A 22036-nucleotide genomic window follows, 5' to 3' on the forward strand; every position below is an offset into this window, starting at 1 on the left:
TTAAGCAATCTATTTAACCATGCAAGATTTCGATGGGACTTACCCGTAATGACTCCATCATATGAGGATCATTCATCATCTTCATAATTTGCATGGAGTCAATCCCCATAATTTGAGCGCATTCCTGTATGGTTATAAAACCACGTCGATAAGCTAAGATCACCTTGCGTTTATCCATTCTGACACTCCTTAACCGCCACATTTATTCTTAGTATTGGAATGAATGGAAAAGCTTATACACAGGCATGAAGTGGTTTTTACTTTTTTCTGTAAAAAAAAGTTTCTGCTGGCTCGAAGCCATACATGCTAGGTGAAAATATTTGCTCCGTAGAACCTACAAAAAGAATTCCGCCCGGACGGAGAGCACGTGAAAACTTATGAAATAAAGCCGTCTTTGCTTCATCTGTAAAATAAATAATAACATTTCGGCATACGATTAAATCGAATCCAGTATCGAAAGTGTCCAGTAGTAAATTTTGCTTCTTAAATGTAACGCCGCGCTTGAGCTCGTCACTCACCACATAGTGCATTTCTTTTTCCACAAAATATTTTTTTAAATAGGTAGATGGCACATCTCTTACCGCACGATCAATATACTGACCGGTTCGCGCTTTATCCAACACATTATCATCGATGTCTGTTGCTAAAAGTTTTGAATCTTGTAATGCCCCCTGCTGAGCTAATATCATCGCTAATGTATAAGGCTCTTCGCCAGTCGAGCATGCGGCACTCCACACTTTCAACCTGCGATTTTGCTCAAGCATCTCTGGCAAAAATCGTTTTTCGAGTATTTCCCATCGATTCGGATTTCTCCAAAACTCAGAAACGTTAATCGTCATCCGATCCAAAAATTCATTCAATAGCGCCTTATCTTTCTTTAAGGCCTCCAGATACATTGCAAAACTAGCAAACCCCTTCTTAATACGAAGAGTTGTCAATCTGCGCTTCATCTGTGCTTCTTTATACTGAGCTAGATCAATACCCGTAAACGACTTGATCCCCTCAATAAACAATGTATAATCTCGGTCGTCGATCATTCTTATCTCACCCCATTAAAAGAAAAAAGATACAAGGTGTCATACCTTGTACCTTGCAATCTGCTTTTTCTTACACCCAAGCTTGAATAGCACGGTTGTAATCAAGAATTTCTTCTGGTTTGAAGAAGTTGTTGATTTCTTTTTCTGCGTTTTCTGGTGAATCTGATCCGTGAATCAAGTTCATGCCAGTATGTAATGCGAAATCACCACGAATTGTTCCAGGAGCAGCATCAAGTACATTCGTTTTACCCATCAAAGTTCTGGATAGAGCGATAACTTGATCTCCTTGCCATACCATACCAAATACAGGACCTGATGTAATAAATTCAATTAGCTCACCGAAAAATGGTTTCTCAGAAAGATCAGCATAATGAACTTCTGCTTGTTCTTTCGTAATGTTCATTAATTTTGCGCCAACCATTTGAAATCCTTTACCCTCTAAACGTTTCACGATTTCTCCAACCAATCCACGTTGTACGCCATCAGGCTTTACCATCAAATATGTTCTTTCCATGTTTAAGAATTGCCTCCATTGTCTGTAAATTAAAACATCTTATTAAATATACAATGAAAACGCTTCAAAGACAATGTTGTTCACAGAAAATTAATATGATCGATTCCCAATAAAATGGGCGATCTGTTCGAACTCTTTACGAGCCTTAATTTCAGGTAAATCATTCAGGATGTCAATCGCTTTTTCAATATACCGCTGCGCAAGTCGATCTGCTCGTTCAACTGCATCTGATGATCGAATCATCTCAAGAAAATAGGAAACATCAGTCTGCCCGTCCACCGCTTGAATGCGTTCAAGCTCCGAACGAATCGTACGATTGAGCACCGGATTTTCCATCGCATACAGCACAGGAATGGTGATATTCCCTTGCTTAATATCGCTGCCTGGTGCTTTACCAATTTGTTTCTCCGTACCACATAAATCGAGGATATCATCACGAATTTGGAAAGCCATTCCTACATAATAGCCAAAATCATAAAGCTTGCGTGCTACTTGATCAGGTGCGCCTGTTGCCAAAGCTCCTAGTTGACAAGCAACTGCAATTAAGAGAGCTGTCTTACGTTTAATCCGCAACAAGTAGTCCCTTACTCGCTGATTCGGTTCAAAGAAGAAACGGATCTGTTCCATCTCACCAATACACATTTCAATAATTGCATTCGACATAATTTGATGAATCTGCGGATTAGAAAAGTGAGTCAGCTCATTAAGCGCTTTCCCAATAATGTAATCACCAGTAAACATTGCAATCCGGTTATCCCACTTGGATCTAACCGTTTGCTGTCCACGGCGAGTTGGTGAATCATCAATAACATCATCATGAACAAGTGATGCCATATGCAATAATTCAAGTGACACCGCGACATGCTGAATGCGCTTAATGTCATAGTTACCGAACTCACCCGCTAACAGGACAAACACAGGTCGAATCCGTTTGCCCCCAGCTCGTAAAAGATGAAGGGATGCCTCACGAAGAATGGCTTGATCGGTATGAATGGCATGTTCAAGCCTTTTCTCAATAAAATCGATATCTTGTTTTTTTCGCGAATAAATGTCCGTCAGTTTCATTCTTTCACCCATGTCACCATTTTTTCAGACCACAGTTTTAGTTCTACTTGTTCCGATAAAAACCCAAGTTCCCACGCATATTGATAATAAAGCTGTAATCCGTCCCATTGTTCCGGACCGAAATCATAGCATAAATTGCTAAAGTAATGGAGCCAGTATTCCTCTGTGCCCCCGATTAACGCCATCGCATCGTGTACCATCGAAAGCGGATCAGCAAGTGACTCTCGTTTACTATGAACAAACGCATTAAATAGCTCCTTGATCATTTCAGGATGCCGCTCAATCGTTTGTTCCCGAATTGCCCAAACCGCAAAAGTCATGCCCTTGCCTGTCCATTTTCTCCATTCTTGCCCAAGGTCTGTGACGGTATACCCGCTATCAACCCAACTGGATCTGATCGCCTCATCCCCAATAAGTAGTGCTGCATCATGATCTACCATCATGTCTTCGAGCACAGGAGCACAAGTCGTATACGTTGGCGTACCACCATAAAATTTTTGCAAAATAATCTTCAGTAAATTAACCGATGTTGCTGATGCGTTTGTTAGAGCAATGCGCCCATTCTTAATCTCTTCAATTGGTTTGCGATGAAAGAGCAGAATCGAGTTGACTCGATCACGAGCACTCACCGACAAATCAGGATATAACACATAATTTTTAAAATTATCTCCATAAGCAAAAGATGATATAGGTCCCATATCTATCTCTCCAGCTTTCATCGCACGATTAAGTGAACTTGGTACTTGTTCAATAAATTGAATCGAGTCCCGAAGTTCACCTTGTGGAAAACTATGAAAGATAGGCCATACATTTGTGTAGTTAATGCGACCGATGCGGATTTGTTTCTCTCTCATGTTCATTGGCTTGTTCTCCCCATCTATTAAACAATTGATGATCGATTCCCATGTTGTCCATGACTTTTCCTACTAGAAAATCAACAATATCATCCAGACTCCTCGGCATATGATAAAATGCTGGCATCGCCGGAATGATGCTAACTCCCATTTTAGCAAGCGTCAACATGTTTTCCAGATGAATGGCATGAAGCGGCGTCTCTCTCGGTACCAAAATAAGACGACGGCCTTCCTTCAGCATGACATCCGCTGTTCGCTCCAATAAATTATCTGATGCACCCCGTGAAATACCTGACAATGTCCCCATCGAACAAGGCATGACAACAAGCCCTTCTGTACGAAAAGAACCTGACGCAATGCTAGCACCAATATCAGCAATAGGATGATATTCATACGAGTTGCCATACCTCAAAAAGTGCGCATCTAGTGCTTCTTTACGCTGCGAAGTCATCCAACCCAGTTCTTCTCGTAATACGCGCCAACCTGCTTCTGTAATCACAATGTGAACGGGGATATCACGTTTTAAGAGTTCTTCACAAAGTCGAATTCCGTATACAGACCCACTTGCACCTGTAATTCCAACTACCCATCCTCGCATATTATCCCACCCATAAGATATCAATAAATGTAAACACGAATACAACACAACTAAGAACACCATTCATTGTAAAAAATGCTGTATTCAGCTTTGACAAATCATTTGGTGAAACAAGACGATGTTCATAGAATAAAATCAAGTATGAAATAACAAGACCGACCAAGTACCAAATACTCAGTGATGTCATAAAGAATAAACATAATAATCCAACAGCGGTTAAAGCATGAAATACTCGTGCAATCATTAACGATGTGGCAATCCCAAAACGGCTCGGAATGGAATGAAGTCCTGCCTTACGATCGTAGTCGATATCTTGACAAGCATAGATAATATCGAAACCTGCTGTCCAAAGGGCAATTGAAAAATAAAAAATGAGTGATGTTCCGGTAATGTGCCCTGTAATTGCAACCCATCCCCCCATTGGGGCCATTGCAATCGTAAGACCGAGAATGATGTGGCACAACCATGTAAAGCGCTTCGTATAGGAATAAAACACTAAGAAAAACACAGCAATTGGCAAAAGCTTCATCGACAAAGCGTTTAAGTGCGATGTTGCCCAGAAAAGCAATACAAATGAAATGACAATAAAAAACAGAGCTTCCTTGGAGGAAATAAGTCCTGCTGGAATCGCTCTGCCCGCTGTCCGCGGATTCTTTTTGTCGATCACACGGTCAACCACCCGATTGACTCCCATTGCTGCTGTGCGGGCACCTACCATAGCAAGTGTTACCCAACCGATTTGTGCCCAACTAGGCAAATGTCCATTTAATACAACTGAACCCAAAATGGCCCCCATAAAAGCAAAAGGTAGGGCAAAAACCGTGTGTTCAAATTTAATCATTTCTAAAAACACTTTTATTTTGTTCCACATATGGACATTACACTCCTGAACCTGTTTTCCGTTTCGTGCCGATATGCAGGGCTGCGATACCACCTGTAAGCGGATAAGCTTGTACTTCCTGCAAACCAATTTCACGATAAATCGTTGCTAGCTGCTGGTGGTCTGGGAAGCTCACTAAGGATTCGGGTAACCAGCTGTATTGTTTATAACTCTTCGCAATTAACTTACCTAGCAGCGGTAGTATTTTACGGAAATAAAAATAATAAATCCCTTTAAACGGCTGCCAAGTAGGTTTTGATAACTCTAAACATACAACTTGACCACCTGGCTTAACAACACGCTTCATCTCACGAAGCACTTGCTCTAAATCTGGTACATTGCGAAGCCCAAACCCAATCGTCGCATAATCAAATGAATTGTCTTCGAAAGGAAGGCTCATCGCATTACCTTGAACAAGTTCAATTTGCCTGTCCAGCCCAGAAGTAAACACTTTCTGTCTACCAACCTCAAGCATTTTTTCTGAAAAATCAAGACCTACGATATTACCCGTTCCACTAGCATTCGCTAGAGCAAGTGTCCAATCGCAAGTTCCACAGCATAAATCAATCGCCGTATCTCCCGGTTGTACGTCCATCTTCTTCATCGTAAATTTACGCCAAGCTTTATGCCTTCTGAAACTTAGAATGTCATTCATTAGGTCGTATTTCGGCGCAATGGTTTCAAATACGGAATGAACAAATTTTTCTTTCTTAGTCGTCATCTTCTTCTCCTCATATCTCTTCACAAGCAAGTGGCTTCGTAACGATGCGCTGAAAAGGCTCACAGATGTGAATTAATTCACTTTTTAAAATCTCTGAATCAATTTCATTCACCCTGGATAATAAGGCTTGTAAAGTTGATTCGAGCATTTCACGAATGCGTGATAACAAATTATATTTGTGTACAATCACACGCAGCTTCGTGTAGTCAATTTCATCCATCTGTACGCACTTGCGCTCATCCCTTGAGCCATGCTGAATAATGTACCAAAAACCCCAACAATCGCGATAATCATCGATCGACTCTTGCTTATATAGCTCTTGAAGCAGCACTTCGCAACGAGTCACCAATTCTAAAATTTCTGACCACGAACGTCTGTACTTCTCATCAATCATTGCTTCAAAGCAATTGAAAAGATGCATTTTAAGCTGGACCAGTAATTCTATGTATTCCTCTGATTTCAGCTTTAAGCCTTTCATCTTCATATAGAGGCTTACTTTCAAACGATTAACTTCACAAATGGCAGCAGATAATTTGGCGATCATGTCAATCTGTCCGACATCAGATAAAATCTGATAAAATCTCGCTGAATACAGATCTCCTGCAAGCACTTTTAACTGCCTGTTACGTGCTGCTTTCTTTTCTTTATTGTCATTGGATACAGACACAAGATCATGCGTATCCATCCCCATTTGCAGAAGAGTAGCCACTAATGTGTATAGCTCTCCGCTTGTATTAGATGTTTCCGCCTTGGGAAGAAACGCATACAGCAGACGCGTCCGAAACTCTGGAAAATCGGGTAGGTCCATATGCTGCTGTATCATGTCATGTTCTGTATATTGTTTTGCTATCTCGGGTATCCGATAACCACTCATGGAAAGCCTCCGTACCTTTTTGCCTATTGTGCCAGTTTCAAGCATCTTCACGATTATATCACAACCTGACTTGCCTCGCACAATTATTGTTCAGGATTTCTTTGGAACCATTTATCTGTGTATTTTATTTGAAATTTTTTATCCATTATTTGCCTTATGGTGTTTCCATTTGCATTTTGCAATTGACTTGGCAAGCTTTTTCCCCCCTCTCGATCCATATCAATCGCAAGTAATAGCCCCCTTTCTTTTGCAGAATCAAGTACGCGAATAAACAATTCGTTCAAATTAGACGAATGTTGAATTGCACTTTGGTTTATTCGGGCTAAATCCCGAAAAACAATGGAAGGATCTGCCGTCCTTGGCAGCAGCAAATCAAGAGACAGACTCGAATGATGCAGCTCAACGGATGTAATTCGAGTTTGCAATGGCATAGATGCAATTAAATCTACGACATTGCTCTCATCAACTGCGCGAATAACTTGCCGATCCCCATCGCTACTTGCTTGCAGCATCCAAGCCAAGCTAAACACAAATAGATGTGTCGCTATTATAATCATAAGTATGGAATATAGCTTTGCTTTTTTATTCATTGAATTGGCACCCCTTCGAAAAGGCTTATACACCATTTTACAATGAAAAAAAGCAGGCTATGCCTGCTTTACAGAATTATTAATCCGTTTCGATCATGCCAAATTTGGTATATACCGTTGCTTTCCCTCTTACTTTAACAGCAGAAGTGTGCTCCGTAAATTGAGCGATCATCACTTCCCCTTTATCTAACTTCTCCGTATGATGAAAACGTGTATCATGTCCACGAGTCAAACCAATGACATGCACGCCGCCCTCTTTGGCTTTAATCACAAAATAATCACCTTGGTTGTTCTCCATTCAAAGAGCCTCCTAAATCTTATGTATCGTTGGATTGAGACATCGATGATTTAATGATGCTAGAAAGCGATTAGAAAGTCAACTGCGTACAATTATTCTTCTTCTATAACCTTGGCAGCAGCAATAGCGGGAACTGCAATGTCCGGTACGATTTTGGGTTCAGATGGTTTACTACGTCCTTGAGTGAAACCTTGGATTAATGCTTCAATATCTAATCCTGACACATTCTTCAACATATCTGGTGCTGTTGCCATTAACTCTGTCACATATTTGCTCACTTTTGTTGCACCGCCACCTGCACTACCTGTGTCCACAACAGTCAACTTCTCAATATTCGCCATTGGCGCAGCGATTTTACCCGCTAAATCTGGTAGCATTTTCACAACAATGTCCAAGATCGCAGCTTCACCAAACTTCGTGAAAGCTTCAGCAAGCTTCTCTTTTGCTTCTGCCTCAGCTAAACCGCGCAATCGAATAACATCTGCTTCTGCAGTTCCTTTTGCTCGCTCCGCATCCGCTACTGCTAAACCTTCTAAACGTTTTTGTGCAGCCAAAGCTTTCGCTTCTGCTTCAATTCGATATTGATCAGCATCTGCTTCTGCCATTTGTTTTGCCTTATCCGCTTCTGCTGCTTGAACCACAGAGTAACGATCCGCATCCGCTTTTTTCTTTACCTCTGCATCGTACTGCTTCTCACGTCTTAATATTTCTTTAGCTTCCAAATCAATTTCACGTTCTTTGCGAACGATTTCAACTTTCATCTGTTCTTCAACTACCGTCTGTTTAGCGCGAGCTTCTTGAATGTAATAGGCTTGATCCGCTTCAGCCTTTGCTGTATCTTGATCCTTTTTAAAAGCAGCAACCTTTAATTCTTTCTCCATCGCCGCTTCAGCAATGTTCGTATCACGCAATAACTCAGCTTTCTGACCTTGCTCTTCTGCACTTGCTTTTTGGATTCGCGCATCCCGCATCGCTTCTGCTTCTGCAATCTCGGCATCTCGTTTGACTGCTGCGATTCTTGGTTTACCTAAAGCATCTAAGTATCCGTTCTTATCACGTAAATCTTTGATCGTAAAAGATACAATTTGAAGTCCCATCTTACGCAAATCGATAGCAGATACTTCTTGAACTTTCTGTGCAAACACATCCCGATTTTTATAAATTTCCTCCACTGTCATGCTACCAAGAATCGCCCTCAAGTGTCCTTCCAATACTTCTTGTGCTTCACCACGCAGTTCATCATCACTTTTGCCTAAGAACTGTTCCGTTGCCGTAGCTACATCTTCAATGGAGCCCCCCACTTTAATAATGGCTACACCATTTGCTAGAACCGGAACACCTTGCTCGGTGTATACCTCTGGCGTTGCAATGTCAAGCTTGTGTGAAAGAAGTGAGATACGTTGAGATTGTTGAAAAACAGGCAGTAAGAAAGCACCGCCGCCGCGAACAATTTTGAGTCTGCGACCAGTTTCGTCTGTCATTACATTTTTCCTGCCTAAGAGCGAGCCTGTGATAATCATCGCTTGATCAGGACCCACTGTTTTATAGCGAGCCCAAAATGCGAGACCTAAAATGACAAATACGGCCACCACCAAAATCGGAATTGTTAAATAATTATCAATAATTTCAGTCAAGGACACTGTACTACCTCCTTATTATATTTATAGATTGATCTCGCTTACCGCGAAGTCGCGACCACGCATTTCAACGATCACAACCTTATTACCCTGCTTAATCAACTGCCCTTCAAAGCTTATGGCTGGATAGTTCGTATAACCTGAGATTGTTTTAACAATAATTTCACCGTAGCCTGTTGCTGGAATAGGAACTGATACTTCTGCTATTTTCCCAACCAAATCCAATGTCGAATGCCCAATCGAGTTCTCTGCCTTCGACATTTTCTTCACATAGCCAAAATAGACCAGTATAGAAATTAGAATCGCAAGTAAAATGGATAGAACTCCAACTAATGGTTCCTGTAACGCCGTATATTTGGTTATGATCACACCTGCAGCCCCCAAGCAAGTGAGTCCACCGATCGAGACGACTGGCTGCAAATAATCCAAGTGATCCACATGAAAAGTTTGAGACAAGCTATCCAACCAATGACCAATTATTTCTCCCAAAATTAAGGTTACTACAGCAAAAATGACACCGAGCAGGAGACAGTTCCAATAAACGAGTAACAAGTCGTTCACTCCCTTCTACTCTATTCTAATCCATATTGTGGGAATAAAGATAGACAAAAACAAAAATAGAAATAAAAAACCGTGCGGGATACCCGACACGGTTTTGTGTGCATACGTATGTAAGAGCGGATTATTGAATACCGTCTTTTAATGCTTTCCCTGGTTTGAAAGCTGGGATTTTGCTAGCTGGAATTTCAATTTCCTTACCTGTTTGAGGGTTACGGCCCTTACGTGCAGAGCGTTCGCGAACCTCAAAGTTTCCAAAACCAACAAGTTGAACCTTGTCACCGTTTTGTAGTGCTTCGGAAATTGCTTCAAACACAGCATCAACCGCTTTCGTCACGTCTTTCTTGGAGAGCTCAGAAATTTCGGCTACTTTTGTAATCAATTCGGATTTATTCATGCAATTCACCTCCCCCTAAGAGTTGTTATAGCTTTTACTCCCTGTTTTCACCGTTTCCATGAAAAATATACATCAGGATAAAAAGAATAAATTCATAGTAATACACCCATCCGCCAATTTCAAGGGCTTATGTTCGTATTTTATGAAAAAAAGGCAAGAAATAGTAAGAAAGTCATGCGTCTTTTGTAGGCTTGACTTACGCTATATAAGCATCTTTGCACAGAAAAAGACTGCCCTTCAGGTCATATTAGACCTTTAAGGCAGCCCTTTAGCACCTTATAGAATGATTGCGATCAATCCGCCCGACCCTTCGTTAATAATGCGTCCTAACGTCTCCTGGAGCTTGTAACGAGCGTTATCAGGCATCATAGCTAACTTGCCTTGAATGCCTTCACGCACAATCGAGTGCAGCGACCGGCCAAAAATATCAGACTCCCATATTTTAAGCGGATTATCTTCAAAGTCTTGCATCAAGTACCGAACAAGCTCTTCGCTCTGCTTCTCTGTTCCAATAATTGGAGAGAATTCTGACTCGACATCAACACGAATCATATGGATCGAAGGCGCAGTTGCCTTCAAGCGAACACCAAACCTCGCACCTTGCCGAATCAATTCCGGCTCATCAAGTGCCATCTCAGCAAGCGTTGGTGGAGCAATACCATAACCCGTCGTCTTCACCATCTCAAGTGCTTCAGCAAATTGATCATACTCACGCTTAGCATGTGTGAACTCTTGCATCAATTGCAGCAGATGATCTTTTCCACGTATCTCTACCCCGACGACTTCCATCAGGATTTTATCATACAATTCATCTGGCGCATAAAGATCAATTTCCGCAACACCCTGCCCCATGTTCATGCCAGCTAGAGCAGCTCTATCAATAAACTCATATTGATTAAAGTGTGCGACGACTCTGTCTACATCCCTCAGACGGCGAATATCCTGTACAGTTTCACGCACAGATTCTTCAAAGTGAGTGCGCAACCAGTGTCTATCATTAAGTACCATCACCCAGCTAGGTAAGTTCACATTAACTTCATGTACGGGGAATTCATAAAGCACTTCACGAAGTACACCGATCATTTCATCCTCACTTGCTGTGGCTACACTCATCGTGACAACTGGAATATCATATTTCGATTGCAACTCTGCACGGAGCTCCTGTGCATGTTCATTTTGCGGCTTAAGTGAGTTTACAATGACGATAAATGGCTTACCGACTTCTTTTAACTCCGCAATCACTCTTTCCTCAGCGAGCACATACGAAGAGCGTGGAATGTCCGAAATGGTTCCATCCGTCGTAACAACTACACCGAGTGTTGAATGTTCTTGAATGACTTTACGTGTACCAATTTCTGCAGCTTCTTGGAACGGAATTGGCTCATCGAACCAAGGTGTCGAGATCATACGAGGACCATTTTCATCCTCATAGCCTTTAGCTCCTTCCACTGCATAACCGACGCAATCAACCAATCTTACATTCACATTCAAGCCTTCTGCAACTGCAAGTTGAACCGCATTATTAGGCACAAATTTAGGTTCAGTTGTCATAATCGTGCGTCCTGCTGCGCTTTGTGGCAGTTCATCTGTCGCCCTTACACGTTCTGTTTCTGTCTGGATGTTCGGCAATACGACAGATTCCATGAAGCGTTTAATAAAGGTTGATTTCCCCGTCCGGACCGCTCCAACGACCCCCAGGTAAATATCCCCTCCCGTTCGCTCTGCAATGTCCTTAAAGATATCCACTTTTTCCAATTGAGATCCCCTCCTACAGGTTGTTAAATGAAGCAAGTGCCACATGACGTTTCAATCCATATTTTCCTTGTGATCCGTATGCGACAACCTCGTACATTCCTTGGACTAGTAGAATTATATGTATGATTGGTAGGAATATGATGATATTTTAAAAACTATTTTTTGGAGTTATGTAATTAGAACCCCTTTAGCAATATATGTGGCTTCTCCAAACTTATTCATGGAGAAACGACCCCATTATCCTCACATGAAGGCAACCAAAAAAACCTTTTTCGCACACATCATGTGCAAAAAAGGCTCTCTAATGGGCTTATTTTCAATCAAGGAATATTTTTCACACTTGGTGTTGGTTCGTTGTTGATCCAATAATAAGGCAATGATTGATTAGGTACAAAAGGAGAATGCATGACGAGCAGCTCTCTTAAATCAACATTCGGCTGAACACTCTTTTGTAAACCCTGTTTTTCAATCATTGTCATCAAGTCAAAAGCATAGTTAATTGACACCACGCCTGACTCTTCAATAACATAAGAAAGAGGCTGCTGACGGTTGTAAGTCGATTTGAGCTTAGGTTTATCACGTTCACCTAGCTTACTCCAATCAAGCTGATAAACGCCTGTTGTGATCGCTTCACCCTTTGGTAAAGCTCCACCATGCTTCGACTGATACGTCTGCACTTGCCGCTGAACATCAATTACACTTTGATAGGAAGCTAAATCAACCAACTTTACTTCAGGTTTGGTCTCTACATTCACAAGAACATACATGAAGTTTCCTCCACCCTCATACGAATTCGTCGGAGGTTTAGAAATTAAGCCTCTATCTTGCATTCTTTTAAAATCAATTTTGTATTTTTCATACAAAGGTGTATCCATCTCACTATTTTTAATAGGGAGCATTCCACCTGTCTTTTGACGGTACTGATCAATTCCGCCTTGCACAACACTGATATATTCGGTTGGATTTCCTTGATTCTCCATCCGTTTTTCTTGTGGATAAAAGCATCCTGTTAGCATGGAGGCAATGATGACCATCAATAGGGTCATAGCTCCGATTCGAATCTGTTTCATTCGTACGTTCACCTTCTATCTATGTTCAAAATAATTCGTCTTCTTCTCCCGCTCGTTCGAGTTGTCTGCGTACAGCCGCCTTAAGAGGATCTTCCGGCACACTTACAACAACAGAACCTCTCACCTTAGCTTGGCATGACAAACGATAGCCTTCTTGAATTGAACTACCGAGTTTCAGACGTTCATTTTGATTCGGCTCCATCACACCATTTGCTGTCTCTTCTTGTACATGAACCTTGCACATTAAGCACGCAGCCTTACCTCCACAACGGGTACGGATATGCACTTTGGCTTTTCGTGAAGCATCGAGCAGCGTCGTTCCTGGACGTACTTGAGCTCTCTTGTTATCCGGTAAAAATGTAACTTCATACGTAGTCATGGTTAATTACCTCTATCCTCGCTTTTGGTAAAACAATTCCAACCCTAATAAACGCTCAATATCAGCAATCACTTCTTCACTCCACGTCCCTCGCGCAAGAAGCTGCTCCAACATAGGTTTGTGAATCGCCAGGTTTTGAATCATACTACTCGCAATCACCTCAAACCGATCGGAGCGTCTACGTAACAGATTAAAGAGAAGCTCATGAGATAGTGGCATAAGATGGATCGTCCTACCCTCAAGTACACAACTAGAGGTTTCATTGTCTAATAATAATTGCACGTCTACTTGATATACCGAGTTCCGTGCGCGGACACAAAATCCACCAACAAGTTCAATGCTAACCCCACTCATTTCATAATGACTTAGCAACGAATAATAAATGTCAGTCTGACTTTCGCATAAGGAATCAATTGCATACGCTTGTAATGACCGACTAATCTCATGTGTATAAGGTAGATCGGTGTAATAGTCCAGATCCCTTGGAGAAGCCTGTAAAGGCACCCCTTGTAAAAGCAAGCCTGCACTACCTCCTAGAAGCAGCGGATACTGCGTAAAGGAAGCATGAACCTGAGCTATAGTTACAATCGCCCGCCGCATGGAATCAGATAACGAGATCAACTCTTGCACTTGGTTCATCTTATTCATTAAAAGTAGGGCTTATATTGTACAGAGGCACTCCCTGAGCCTTGTACAACTGCTTGGCAAGCCAAGCGATAACCCGCCTCCAATTCTTCCGGCTCAAGCCGATCGTACTCTGCATTTGTTATCGGCTCTAATTGATCCATGCCCTCAATTACCTGACAACGGCATTTCGCACAGGTACCTTTACGACAATTAAATTTCCAATCCATATTATGTTGTTGGGCTAATTCTAATAGTGTTCGTCCTACTTCTGGCTCCACTTCTTTTTGTACAGATCTTGTCATTAAAGTAATCATGTAAAAGTCCTCCAGTTGTTCAAGGCTACCCTTAATTATAGCATTCAGCTCTGCCCTTAGGAAACCAGCATACAAAACAAAAAGCATAGGCTAGACGCCTATGCCGATAGTAGTCATACAATATTCAATTATTTCTTATTGAGTAGTGCCCCCATCAACTGAGTCATACTCGTTCCATCCATGTTACTGGACTTTACGGCATGAATAATATCTTTCACAGTCGATTCCTCAACCTTCACATTCACAAGTGATGCAACCTGTTTAATTAACTCGCGCAGCTGCGCTTCACTCTGTGTTGTCGAGGCAGTTACACCGCTTGCTAGCTTCTGAATATCTTTTTCGGAAATGTTCTTCCCGGTTTTTTGATTAACTGTACTTAGAACATCCTTCGATGTATTATTTTTCTTAGGCATATCGCCGCCTCCTCTATCCAAATCCACAATGGGACCTTTATAAAGGTATTGTATGACGGAGAGATGTGACAAGTGTGGGCTAAGTCAGCAGACCATGATTATCTAAAGCTACTTCTTCAATCTCATGTGTCCGTACACGTCCCATTAAGGCTTCTACAGCAAGTTTAGGCGACTTTCCCTCGAATAGTACTTTATAGAGTTCTGCCGTTATTGGCATATTCACTCCATAGCGCTCCGCAATATCATGCGTAATTCGAGTCGTGCGTACGCCTTCAACAACCATGCCAATATTCACAAGTACATTTTCCAATGACATTCCTTGTGCAAGTAATGACCCTGCTCTCCAGTTACGGCTGTGTTGGCTTGTACAGGTTGCAATTAAGTCACCAACTCCTGCAAGACCTGCAAAAGTCAGTGGGTTAGCCCCCATAGCTACACCGAGTCGTGCGATTTCAGCAATTCCGCGTGTCATGAGTGCTGCCCTTGCATTATCACCAAACCCAAGGCCATCCGAAAGGCCCGCACCAAGACCAATAATATTCTTAAGTGCACCACCCAGTTCCACCCCTAACACATCAGGGTTCGTATAGACGCGGAACGATTTGTTGATAAATAAATCCTGCGCAGCTTCGGCAGCCGTCAAGTCTTTTGCAGCAACGACAACAGTCGTCGGACTACAGCGAATCACTTCTTCGGCATGACTAGGACCTGACAAAACAACAATCCGTTCTGGATCATATGCTGGAATTTCAGCTGCAATGACCTGCGTCATCGTATGTAAGGTTCCCGCTTCAAAACCTTTGGTAGCATGAATGATTAGGGCGTCTGATTTTAAGAATGGGCGAATCGCAGATGCGACCTCCCTCATTCCGCTCGAAGGCACAACCATGACGATCGCCTCAGCATCCGTTACGGCTTCCTCTAAAGAATTCGTTGCTACAATTCGATTAGATAGCGTTATACCTGGTAAAAATCTCGAATTCTGATGATTCTCATTTATTTCCTTCACTTGTGCTTCGTTTCTCGACCAAAGCATAACGGAGTTTTCATTCTCTGCTAGTACCGAAGCCAGAGCAGTACCCCATGAACCTGCAACAAGTACGCTTACTTTCCTCGACATATCTGATAATCCTCCTCCACAAGCTACTGTTTAGAGCCGATCTTGTGTTCCTTACCTTTTACCAGCTTTACAATGTTGCTGCGGTGTCGTACAAATGCAAATACACCAATGATAATGCTTCCCCAGAATATTTCAGGTGGCCTGCCCATTAACCAAATAACGAAAGGTAAAAGTGCTGTAAACACAAGCGAGCCAAGTGAAACATAACGAGTAACAACAATGGAAAGAATCGCAATAACACCAGAAATCAGCGCGGGTAAGAAACAGAGCGTGACCATGACTCCAATCGTAGTGGCAATGCCCTTACCGCCGCGAAAGCCGAAGAATATCGGCCAATTGTGCCCGATAATCGAAGCAAGTCCACATAATACAGCTACCCACATCACATCTGGGGATACCCATTTACCAATCGTAACAGCAATAACCGCCTTGACGACGTCAAGCACGAGTACGAGTATTGCAGGTCCTTTTCCAAGAACCCGCAATGTATTCGTTGCTCCGGCATTACCCGAACCATGCTTGCGAATGTCGATACCTTTAAACAGCTTGGCAATAATAAAGCTAAAGCTAACTGAACCTAGTAAATAACTGACGACAATCGCGATCACACTCTGCAAAGAAACACTCTCCTATTCATCAGAGGATTTTTTGCGCGTAAAGATACGCAGCGGTGTGCCTTCAAAACCGAAAGCTGCACGAATTTTATTTTCCAAATAACGTTCATACGAGAAATGCATCAACTCCGGATCGTTCACAAACAGCACGAATGCCGGCGGTCTAACCGCCACTTGTGTCGCATAGTTAATTCGCATTCTTCTTCCCTTATCTGTCGGCGGTGAGTTAAGTGCGACAGCATCCGAAATCACATCATTAAGAACATGCGTCTGGATACGAATTGCATGCTGTTCAGCTACTTGATTAACAAGTGGTAACAAGCGATTCAATCGCTGCGTTGTTTTCGCTGATACGAATAAGATCGGTGCATATGTCATGAACAAGAAGTGGTCACGAATTTTTTGTGTGAAATGCTGAAGAGTTTTTTCGTCCTTCTCCACCGCATCCCACTTATTCACTACAAATACTGCAGCTTTCCCTGCTTCGTGTGCATATCCTGCAATATGCTTATCCTGCTCGATGATGCCTTCCTCGCCATTAATGACAATTAGGATCACATCGGCACGCTCAATGGCTTTCATTGCGCGCATAACCGAATATTTCTCCATATTTTCATACACTTTGCCACGCTTACGCATACCAGCTGTATCGATGATTACATATTTTTGGTCATCTTTTTCAAAAGGCGTATCAATCGCATCTCGCGTAGTACCAGCTACATTCGAGACAATTACGCGCTCTTCTCCAAGAATCGCATTGACTAGTGAAGATTTACCCACATTCGGACGACCGATTAATGCAACTTTGATCACTTCGTCCCCATACTCATCCTCTACATCCTCTGGGAAGTGATTAGCGCATGCTTCCAATAAATCACCAATCCCGATTCCATGAGAACCTGAGATAGCAATCGGATCTCCAAAACCAAGCGCATAGAACTCAAAAATCTCATCTTGGCGCTTTAGGTTATCTACTTTGTTCACCGCTAGTACAACAGGTTTTCCTGAACGATAAAGGATTTGAGCTATTTCTTCATCAGATGAGGTTAATCCTGCTTTTGCATCCGCCATAAATACAATGACATCTGCTTCTTCAATTGCAAGTTCCGCCTGCATACGAACGGATCTTAATATTTCATTTTCACCTTCAATTTCAATTCCACCTGTATCGATAACGCTGTATTCACGGTTAAGCCATTCTCCGATTCCATACAAACGATCCCGAGTAACCCCGGGCATATCTTCAACAATGGCTAGCCGATCGCCGATCATCCGATTAAAAACCGTGGATTTTCCAACGTTCGGACGCCCTACGATTGCGATAATAGGTCTGGCCATTCGTTTTCAACTCCTTTATACTTTCTATCCATTATGTAAATTCCAAGGAGAAACGATTCCATCGTCCTGACAAGGCCGGATTCGTTTCTTCAGGTGCTCATAGAATTTATTAGCTAGATGATATAAATTCTATTCCACAAAAAAATTCACAATTATCATCATATCAAAAAAGAAGGCACTTGGCTAATTTTTTGCCGTAATCCGAGATAATAGGTGTAATTTACTAATGCCGCACTAATATCATCGTACCATTTTGTAAATCATGCGCCATCGCATCCATAATCTTTTCCAAATGAAAGGCTGTTTGCTGCAGTTGCTCTTCATCTGACACATGGAAGATCGGCGCACCACCAGCAACTTGATCACGATATAAAGTAACAACAGCCAGAATTATTCCCGTCATTTAACCCTTCCTCCTCGCAGCTGATTCCGTTGGCATTCGAACTGCACTTTCCAGCATTGGTACACGTAATGCAGCAGCAAGTGCCTTATCTGGAGCATAATCTTGCGGTAAGATGAGGACACCGAGCGTTCCATCATCCTTGTCCAACTTCGCAATCGGCACCAATGATGGGTCCCCGGAATCTCGGTATACGCCTAAAATCGTTGAAATATCAAACAAGATCGCTTGTCTTTGACCTAAATTAGCTAGAGTTGCCCGGCAATTAATATTTTTCGGCTTAAAGAGTAGACCAATTCCGTGCTTACGAATGATCTCCTGAGAATCTTTCAATCCCACATTCATCATAAAGATGGATCCTACATAAACATTAGGTCCCTCTACCCTAACCTCACCGATCGAAACTTCGGCTACATCCGAAAGGCTTCGCCCCTTTTTCAACCAATTTGAAATGATTAACGACAAGAGCCCTGCCCCTATTCCTGCATACCAGTGCCAGAGAATCGAGAAAAACGTAGTCACGAACGCTGTTAAAATAACAAGATAGTTCCGCCCTTCAAAAACCATCGCAATACCTTCAATGTAGGTTGTACCACGTGTAACTAACTCCATCTTATCCATCTGAAGTAAACTTTGTCGCTCCATATTGCGAACATCACGAAACTGCTGTGCAGCTAGAGATAGAAATGTAATCGCGGTGTAATCCTTATTGAGCAGAGATGGAACTGCAACTGCACCTAGACCTGCGGCAATAACGCCGAGGGCAATGTGAATGATTTTTCCATGTGGATATGTCGGATACTGCCGATAATCCGTGCGCAGCATCGTCAATCGTGAGGTGATGCCGAACATTACACCAAGCACGATACCCGATGTATAATTCTCTAAAAATAACCAATTCATCATTTAGTCCCTCGACTTTTTAGAGTTGAAATACGGTTCGTGACTGACTTTATCCCGAATAAAAGTGAATTCAACAGTATCGAAGCAAATCTTGCCGTTAACAACGCCAACCACCATGTATCTTGGAATATTGGAGAACCTAAAAAAATCGATATCTCATGACGATGCAAGTAGTGATGTCCCACATCTCCAAGCAGCATGCCAATTGCAACACTCACCATCTGGGTCATGTGACCTCTTCGCATTAACACAGCAAGAAGGGCTACGCCGATTGCCGCGTCCCATCTTGCATTGGAAATGATAAAGATAGGATCACTTGCAAATAGCTCTAGAAGTAGCGTATATACACTACCTAACAGCACACCAGACACGATGATATACGCTTGTTGCAACTTGGACTCACCTCGTAGACACGCATATAAACAGAGTGTCATGCCCACAATCATACTTCCATTGATTTCAACTTGTCTGATTTGAAAAGTAAACTGTGACCCAACAAACCATAAAATAAAAAAAAGAAGTATTTCTTTGTGCGATACATGACGCAGAAATACTTCTTTCCATCCACTCGCCAGCATGATAAGCGTAATGGAGATAAGAATGAGCGATAGGTATCCTGGATTCATTTAATACCACCTAATAAGACCATATTTCTGCTTCAAGCAGAGTTTGATCTTAGTATGACAATAAATCCAAGTTTTACTCCTATTCCCTTCTCATCGCATATTCAGTTATGGATATTCCTCGAGCACGGCACCACTCAGCCGTTTCCCCGCCAATAACAATGGGCACACGACCTAGCTGCTCAACTGTTGTAGCTCCCAGTGCTGTCATGAGCAATATAACTCCATCATGTAATTCGTCTATATAAGTATGTAAAGCATCTATTCCGCCATCTTGCAGCACGCGAAGAAAAGTCCCTGCTATACCGACTGCTGAAGCACCTGCAGTCAGTACCTTCACAAGCTCATGTGCCTCTGAAATACCACCAGATGCCATAACAGCCCCTCTCGGAAATACAGACAAACCTTCTAATAAAGCAATGCTCGTCTTGCTTCCCCAGTCATTGAGCCAATCTAGTGGAATCGCCCGGCGTGCGTTCTCAATCTTTGCAAAATTTGTACCACCCGTTCCCCCTACATCGATCGCCTTCACACCGATTTGTTTGAGTTTGAGTGCCCCTTCATGCATAATGCCAAAGCCTACTTCTTTTACAATGACCGGAACTCCTACATGCTCCACAATTTGTGCAATCCGATCTAACATGCCACTGAAGTCGCGATCACCTTCTGGCATAATGAGCTCCTGCATAACATTCAGATGAATTTGAAGCGCATTGGCTTCAATCATATCCACAGCCATGCGAGCTTGTTCAACCGTTGCTTCACTACCTAGATTTGCAATTACAATACCATCCGGATTCATTTTACGAACGACTTGGTAAGAAGAACGAACATCCTTATCTTTGATAGCTGCCATTTGGGAACCAACTGCCATTGCCAGTCCCTTCTCTTGTGCAACAATTGCTAATTCTCGGTTAATTTTTTCCGTTTCTTGTGAACCACCTGTCATCGCATTAATAACAATCGGCGAACTCAATTTGAGCTCGCCGATTGTTGTATGAAGCTCTATTTGCTTCATAGATGTATCAGGTAGACAGTTATGCACAAGACGGAAATCCGCTAATCCCTGCTGTCCAGATTGGCCCAGCCGCAGCGCATGAAGCACGTGCTCCATTTTCCTAGAAGCGCGCATAGACGGGTCTCCTTTTACCTTCTATTATTGTTTGAACTTGGAAAGTAAATCGCCAAAACGATCACCAAGCGTTGTAGTCATTGCTTGTTTGTTCAAGGAAACATTCTCGTTATTTTCGATATCTTTCAAGTTTGCATTATTCACTTTGTCGCCTCTAGGAGCACGTTCTGCTCTTTCTGGCTTCGCTTCTACTGCTGGAGCTTCTTCTGTTTCTTTAATGGACAAGGAAACACGCTTTTCAGCAACGTTTAGATCAAGAATTTTCACTTGAACTTCTTGACCTTCAGAAAGAACCTCATGTGGTGTACCGATATGACGGTGTGCGATTTGTGAAATGTGAACAAGACCTTCAACACCAGGAGCGATTTCAACGAAAGCGCCAAATGCAGCAAGACGTTTTACAGTACCTGTTACAACATCACCAATGTTAAATTGATTCTCAGCATTGTCCCAAGGACCTGCTTGAGTTGCTTTGATGGAAAGAGAAATTTTGTCTTTCTCTGGCTCAACTTTCAATACTTGTACTTTCACTTTGTCGCCTTCTTTAACAACTTCAGACGGGTGAGCAACGTGATTCCAAGCCATTTCGGAAATATGAACAAGTCCATCAATTCCACCGATATCAATAAATGCTCCGAATTGAGTCAAGCGTTGTACAGTACCTTCGAATACTTGACCAGCTTGAATGCTTTCAATGATTTCTTTTTTCTTCACTTCGTATTCTTCATCCAAAACATCTTTTTGGGAAAGAATCACTTTATTCTTCTCACGATCGATTTCTTTCACTCTTAGGCGAAGGGAACGACCTTTGTAATCGGAGAAATCTTCAACGAAGTGACGCTCAACCATTGAAGCTGGTACGAATCCACGTACACCGATATCAACCACTAAACCGCCTTTTACAACTTCAGCAACTTTAGCTTCGATAACTGTCTTCTCTTCTAATTGTGTATTTAATGTTTCCCAAGCTTTTTCACTGTCAATCGCACGCTTGGAAAGTGTTAATTCTTCTTTTGCATCGTTGATGCCGATCACTTTCACTTGTACTTCTTGACCGATTTCAACTGCTTGTGCAGCTGAATCGATACCTACGGAAGAAAGCTCTTTTAATGGAATAATACCGTCGTATTTGTAACCGACATCCACTAATGCTTGATTGTCCTCAACCTTTACGATTTTACCCGTAACGATATCACCCTTCTTAAGTACGGATGCCTGGGACATCGCCAATTCAGCTTCTGTTTGTTGTACATTCAATTCTTCTGACATTGATTAACCCTCCTAAGAGTTTCGCGGATTTGTTCCTAAATATTTATATCGTAAAA

28 protein-coding genes are annotated in these 22036 nt (G+C 42.2%); all 28 read right to left on the reverse strand.

The genetic code is table 11. The annotated features are described in order from the left end of the window. Positions 1 to 13: 13 nt before the first annotated feature. The 28 genes from ACSBOP_RS13745 to rpsA all read right to left on the reverse strand — a co-directional run bounded on the left by ACSBOP_RS13745 (position 14) and on the right by rpsA (position 21980). Entirely contained in the window at positions 14 to 178 is a 165-nt protein-coding gene (locus tag ACSBOP_RS13745; RefSeq protein WP_442601100.1) for a hypothetical protein, read from the reverse strand. Between the two features lie 79 nt (positions 179 to 257). Further along, positions 258 to 1037 carry a CheR family methyltransferase gene (locus ACSBOP_RS13750; protein WP_442601101.1) on the reverse strand — a complete coding sequence of 260 codons (780 nt, stop codon included), beginning with the start codon at positions 1035 to 1037 and terminating at the stop codon, positions 258 to 260. Between the two features lie 70 nt (positions 1038 to 1107). Next, entirely contained in the window at positions 1108 to 1551 is a 444-nt protein-coding gene (ndk, locus tag ACSBOP_RS13755; protein ID WP_442601102.1) for a nucleoside-diphosphate kinase, read from the reverse strand. 90 nt (positions 1552 to 1641) lie between these two features. Then, positions 1642 to 2616 carry a polyprenyl synthetase family protein gene (locus ACSBOP_RS13760; RefSeq protein WP_442601103.1) on the reverse strand — a complete coding sequence of 325 codons (975 nt, stop codon included), beginning with the start codon at positions 2614 to 2616 and terminating at the stop codon, positions 1642 to 1644. Beyond that, the gene (locus tag ACSBOP_RS13765; RefSeq protein ID WP_442601104.1) at positions 2613 to 3476 is read right to left on the reverse strand and encodes a menaquinone biosynthetic enzyme MqnA/MqnD family protein; all 864 of its coding nucleotides are present in this window, start codon (positions 3474 to 3476) and stop codon (positions 2613 to 2615) included. The genes ACSBOP_RS13760 and ACSBOP_RS13765 overlap by 4 nt, the downstream gene beginning before the upstream one ends. Beyond that, complete coding sequence (locus ACSBOP_RS13770) at positions 3436 to 4068, reverse strand: UbiX family flavin prenyltransferase (RefSeq protein WP_442601105.1); 633 nt, start codon at positions 4066 to 4068, stop codon at positions 3436 to 3438. The genes ACSBOP_RS13765 and ACSBOP_RS13770 overlap by 41 nt, the downstream gene beginning before the upstream one ends. Before the next feature lies 1 nt (position 4069). Then, a complete protein-coding gene (locus ACSBOP_RS13775; protein ID WP_442601106.1) occupies positions 4070 to 4939 on the reverse strand; it encodes a UbiA-like polyprenyltransferase in 870 nt (289 codons plus the stop codon). 7 nt (positions 4940 to 4946) lie between these two features. After that, positions 4947 to 5669, reverse strand: coding sequence for a demethylmenaquinone methyltransferase (locus tag ACSBOP_RS13780; protein WP_442601107.1), 723 nt, complete (start codon positions 5667 to 5669; stop codon positions 4947 to 4949). A 10-nt stretch (positions 5670 to 5679) separates the two neighbouring features. Beyond that, on the reverse strand, positions 5680 to 6543 hold the full coding sequence (locus tag ACSBOP_RS13785) for a heptaprenyl diphosphate synthase component 1 (protein WP_442601108.1): 864 nt from the start codon (positions 6541 to 6543) through the stop codon (positions 5680 to 5682). A gap of 83 nt (positions 6544 to 6626) precedes the next feature. Continuing rightward, positions 6627 to 7133 (reverse strand): hypothetical protein, encoded by a 507-nt coding sequence (locus tag ACSBOP_RS13790; protein ID WP_442601109.1) that lies wholly within the window; start codon positions 7131 to 7133, stop codon positions 6627 to 6629. 79 nt (positions 7134 to 7212) lie between these two features. Beyond that, positions 7213 to 7431 (reverse strand): trp RNA-binding attenuation protein MtrB, encoded by a 219-nt coding sequence (gene mtrB / locus ACSBOP_RS13795; RefSeq protein WP_442601110.1) that lies wholly within the window; start codon positions 7429 to 7431, stop codon positions 7213 to 7215. Positions 7432 to 7523: 92 nt separating this feature from the next. Beyond that, the gene (locus ACSBOP_RS13800; protein ID WP_442604476.1) at positions 7524 to 9065 is read right to left on the reverse strand and encodes a flotillin family protein; all 1542 of its coding nucleotides are present in this window, start codon (positions 9063 to 9065) and stop codon (positions 7524 to 7526) included. 27 nt (positions 9066 to 9092) lie between these two features. Then, the gene (locus ACSBOP_RS13805; RefSeq protein WP_442601111.1) at positions 9093 to 9620 is read right to left on the reverse strand and encodes a protease; all 528 of its coding nucleotides are present in this window, start codon (positions 9618 to 9620) and stop codon (positions 9093 to 9095) included. Positions 9621 to 9750: 130 nt separating this feature from the next. Continuing rightward, positions 9751 to 10023, reverse strand: a complete 273-nt coding sequence (locus ACSBOP_RS13810) for an HU family DNA-binding protein (protein WP_258206473.1) — start codon at positions 10021 to 10023, stop codon at positions 9751 to 9753. Positions 10024 to 10299: 276 nt separating this feature from the next. Next, positions 10300 to 11778 (reverse strand): stage IV sporulation protein A, encoded by a 1479-nt coding sequence (gene spoIVA, locus ACSBOP_RS13815; RefSeq protein ID WP_442601112.1) that lies wholly within the window; start codon positions 11776 to 11778, stop codon positions 10300 to 10302. 320 nt (positions 11779 to 12098) lie between these two features. Continuing rightward, positions 12099 to 12848, reverse strand: coding sequence for a hypothetical protein (locus ACSBOP_RS13820; RefSeq protein ID WP_442601113.1), 750 nt, complete (start codon positions 12846 to 12848; stop codon positions 12099 to 12101). A gap of 25 nt (positions 12849 to 12873) precedes the next feature. Then, positions 12874 to 13227 carry a 2Fe-2S iron-sulfur cluster-binding protein gene (locus ACSBOP_RS13825; RefSeq protein WP_442601114.1) on the reverse strand — a complete coding sequence of 118 codons (354 nt, stop codon included), beginning with the start codon at positions 13225 to 13227 and terminating at the stop codon, positions 12874 to 12876. Positions 13228 to 13239: 12 nt separating this feature from the next. Continuing rightward, entirely contained in the window at positions 13240 to 13875 is a 636-nt protein-coding gene (locus ACSBOP_RS13830) for a hypothetical protein (protein ID WP_442601115.1), read from the reverse strand. Continuing rightward, complete coding sequence (locus ACSBOP_RS13835) at positions 13875 to 14168, reverse strand: 2Fe-2S iron-sulfur cluster-binding protein (RefSeq protein ID WP_442601116.1); 294 nt, start codon at positions 14166 to 14168, stop codon at positions 13875 to 13877. Before ACSBOP_RS13835 ends, ACSBOP_RS13830 begins: the two co-directional genes overlap by 1 nt. Before the next feature lie 128 nt (positions 14169 to 14296). After that, a complete protein-coding gene (locus ACSBOP_RS13840) occupies positions 14297 to 14581 on the reverse strand; it encodes a stage VI sporulation protein F (protein WP_442601117.1) in 285 nt (94 codons plus the stop codon). Positions 14582 to 14660: 79 nt separating this feature from the next. After that, positions 14661 to 15701, reverse strand: a complete 1041-nt coding sequence (locus tag ACSBOP_RS13845) for an NAD(P)H-dependent glycerol-3-phosphate dehydrogenase (protein ID WP_442601118.1) — start codon at positions 15699 to 15701, stop codon at positions 14661 to 14663. Positions 15702 to 15724: 23 nt separating this feature from the next. Next, complete coding sequence (gene plsY, locus ACSBOP_RS13850) at positions 15725 to 16318, reverse strand: glycerol-3-phosphate 1-O-acyltransferase PlsY (protein WP_442601119.1); 594 nt, start codon at positions 16316 to 16318, stop codon at positions 15725 to 15727. Between the two features lie 12 nt (positions 16319 to 16330). Continuing rightward, a complete protein-coding gene (gene der, locus ACSBOP_RS13855; RefSeq protein ID WP_442601120.1) occupies positions 16331 to 17653 on the reverse strand; it encodes a ribosome biogenesis GTPase Der in 1323 nt (440 codons plus the stop codon). Positions 17654 to 17876: 223 nt separating this feature from the next. Then, a complete protein-coding gene (locus ACSBOP_RS13860; protein ID WP_442601121.1) occupies positions 17877 to 18056 on the reverse strand; it encodes a capping complex subunit for YIEGIA in 180 nt (59 codons plus the stop codon). Further along, a complete protein-coding gene (locus ACSBOP_RS13865; RefSeq protein ID WP_442601122.1) occupies positions 18057 to 18959 on the reverse strand; it encodes a YIEGIA family protein in 903 nt (300 codons plus the stop codon). After that, a complete protein-coding gene (locus ACSBOP_RS13870; RefSeq protein ID WP_442601123.1) occupies positions 18956 to 19582 on the reverse strand; it encodes a YphA family membrane protein in 627 nt (208 codons plus the stop codon). The genes ACSBOP_RS13865 and ACSBOP_RS13870 overlap by 4 nt, the downstream gene beginning before the upstream one ends. A gap of 79 nt (positions 19583 to 19661) precedes the next feature. Then, positions 19662 to 20711, reverse strand: a complete 1050-nt coding sequence (fni, locus tag ACSBOP_RS13875) for a type 2 isopentenyl-diphosphate Delta-isomerase (RefSeq protein WP_442601124.1) — start codon at positions 20709 to 20711, stop codon at positions 19662 to 19664. Positions 20712 to 20735: 24 nt separating this feature from the next. Continuing rightward, on the reverse strand, positions 20736 to 21980 hold the full coding sequence (rpsA, locus tag ACSBOP_RS13880; protein ID WP_442601125.1) for a 30S ribosomal protein S1: 1245 nt from the start codon (positions 21978 to 21980) through the stop codon (positions 20736 to 20738). Positions 21981 to 22036 lie beyond the last annotated feature (56 nt).

The sequence above is a fragment of the Paenibacillus sp. KN14-4R genome (assembly GCF_052180255.1).
Lineage (GTDB): Bacteria > Bacillota > Bacilli > Paenibacillales > NBRC-103111 > Paenibacillus_AM.

What these genes read in the sequence shown, in the direction of transcription:
- ACSBOP_RS13845 (WP_442601118.1), bottom strand. Translation starts at nt 15,701, where the DNA reads ATGTCGAGGAAAGTAAGCGTACTTGTTGCAGGTTCATGGGGTACTGCT.
- ACSBOP_RS13870 (WP_442601123.1), bottom strand. Translation starts at nt 19,582, where the DNA reads ATGAATCCAGGATACCTATCGCTCATTCTTATCTCCATTACGCTTATC.
- ACSBOP_RS13775 (WP_442601106.1), bottom strand. Translation starts at nt 4,939, where the DNA reads ATGTGGAACAAAATAAAAGTGTTTTTAGAAATGATTAAATTTGAACAC.
- ndk (WP_442601102.1), bottom strand. Translation starts at nt 1,551, where the DNA reads ATGGAAAGAACATATTTGATGGTAAAGCCTGATGGCGTACAACGTGGA.
- rpsA (WP_442601125.1), bottom strand. Translation starts at nt 21,980, where the DNA reads ATGTCAGAAGAATTGAATGTACAACAAACAGAAGCTGAATTGGCGATG.
- ACSBOP_RS13790 (WP_442601109.1), bottom strand. Translation starts at nt 7,133, where the DNA reads ATGAATAAAAAAGCAAAGCTATATTCCATACTTATGATTATAATAGCG.
- ACSBOP_RS13785 (WP_442601108.1), bottom strand. Translation starts at nt 6,543, where the DNA reads ATGAGTGGTTATCGGATACCCGAGATAGCAAAACAATATACAGAACAT.
- ACSBOP_RS13860 (WP_442601121.1), bottom strand. Translation starts at nt 18,056, where the DNA reads ATGACGGGAATAATTCTGGCTGTTGTTACTTTATATCGTGATCAAGTT.
- ACSBOP_RS13770 (WP_442601105.1), bottom strand. Translation starts at nt 4,068, where the DNA reads ATGCGAGGATGGGTAGTTGGAATTACAGGTGCAAGTGGGTCTGTATAC.
- ACSBOP_RS13835 (WP_442601116.1), bottom strand. Translation starts at nt 14,168, where the DNA reads ATGATTACTTTAATGACAAGATCTGTACAAAAAGAAGTGGAGCCAGAA.
- ACSBOP_RS13825 (WP_442601114.1), bottom strand. Translation starts at nt 13,227, where the DNA reads ATGACTACGTATGAAGTTACATTTTTACCGGATAACAAGAGAGCTCAA.
- ACSBOP_RS13745 (WP_442601100.1), bottom strand. Translation starts at nt 178, where the DNA reads ATGGATAAACGCAAGGTGATCTTAGCTTATCGACGTGGTTTTATAACC.
- ACSBOP_RS13750 (WP_442601101.1), bottom strand. Translation starts at nt 1,037, where the DNA reads ATGATCGACGACCGAGATTATACATTGTTTATTGAGGGGATCAAGTCG.
- ACSBOP_RS13810 (WP_258206473.1), bottom strand. Translation starts at nt 10,023, where the DNA reads ATGAATAAATCCGAATTGATTACAAAAGTAGCCGAAATTTCTGAGCTC.
- ACSBOP_RS13830 (WP_442601115.1), bottom strand. Translation starts at nt 13,875, where the DNA reads ATGAATAAGATGAACCAAGTGCAAGAGTTGATCTCGTTATCTGATTCC.
- ACSBOP_RS13765 (WP_442601104.1), bottom strand. Translation starts at nt 3,476, where the DNA reads ATGAACATGAGAGAGAAACAAATCCGCATCGGTCGCATTAACTACACA.
- ACSBOP_RS13760 (WP_442601103.1), bottom strand. Translation starts at nt 2,616, where the DNA reads ATGAAACTGACGGACATTTATTCGCGAAAAAAACAAGATATCGATTTT.
- der (WP_442601120.1), bottom strand. Translation starts at nt 17,653, where the DNA reads ATGGCCAGACCTATTATCGCAATCGTAGGGCGTCCGAACGTTGGAAAA.
- fni (WP_442601124.1), bottom strand. Translation starts at nt 20,711, where the DNA reads ATGCGCGCTTCTAGGAAAATGGAGCACGTGCTTCATGCGCTGCGGCTG.
- mtrB (WP_442601110.1), bottom strand. Translation starts at nt 7,431, where the DNA reads ATGGAGAACAACCAAGGTGATTATTTTGTGATTAAAGCCAAAGAGGGC.
- ACSBOP_RS13865 (WP_442601122.1), bottom strand. Translation starts at nt 18,959, where the DNA reads ATGATGAATTGGTTATTTTTAGAGAATTATACATCGGGTATCGTGCTT.
- ACSBOP_RS13820 (WP_442601113.1), bottom strand. Translation starts at nt 12,848, where the DNA reads ATGAAACAGATTCGAATCGGAGCTATGACCCTATTGATGGTCATCATT.
- ACSBOP_RS13780 (WP_442601107.1), bottom strand. Translation starts at nt 5,669, where the DNA reads ATGACGACTAAGAAAGAAAAATTTGTTCATTCCGTATTTGAAACCATT.
- ACSBOP_RS13840 (WP_442601117.1), bottom strand. Translation starts at nt 14,581, where the DNA reads ATGCCTAAGAAAAATAATACATCGAAGGATGTTCTAAGTACAGTTAAT.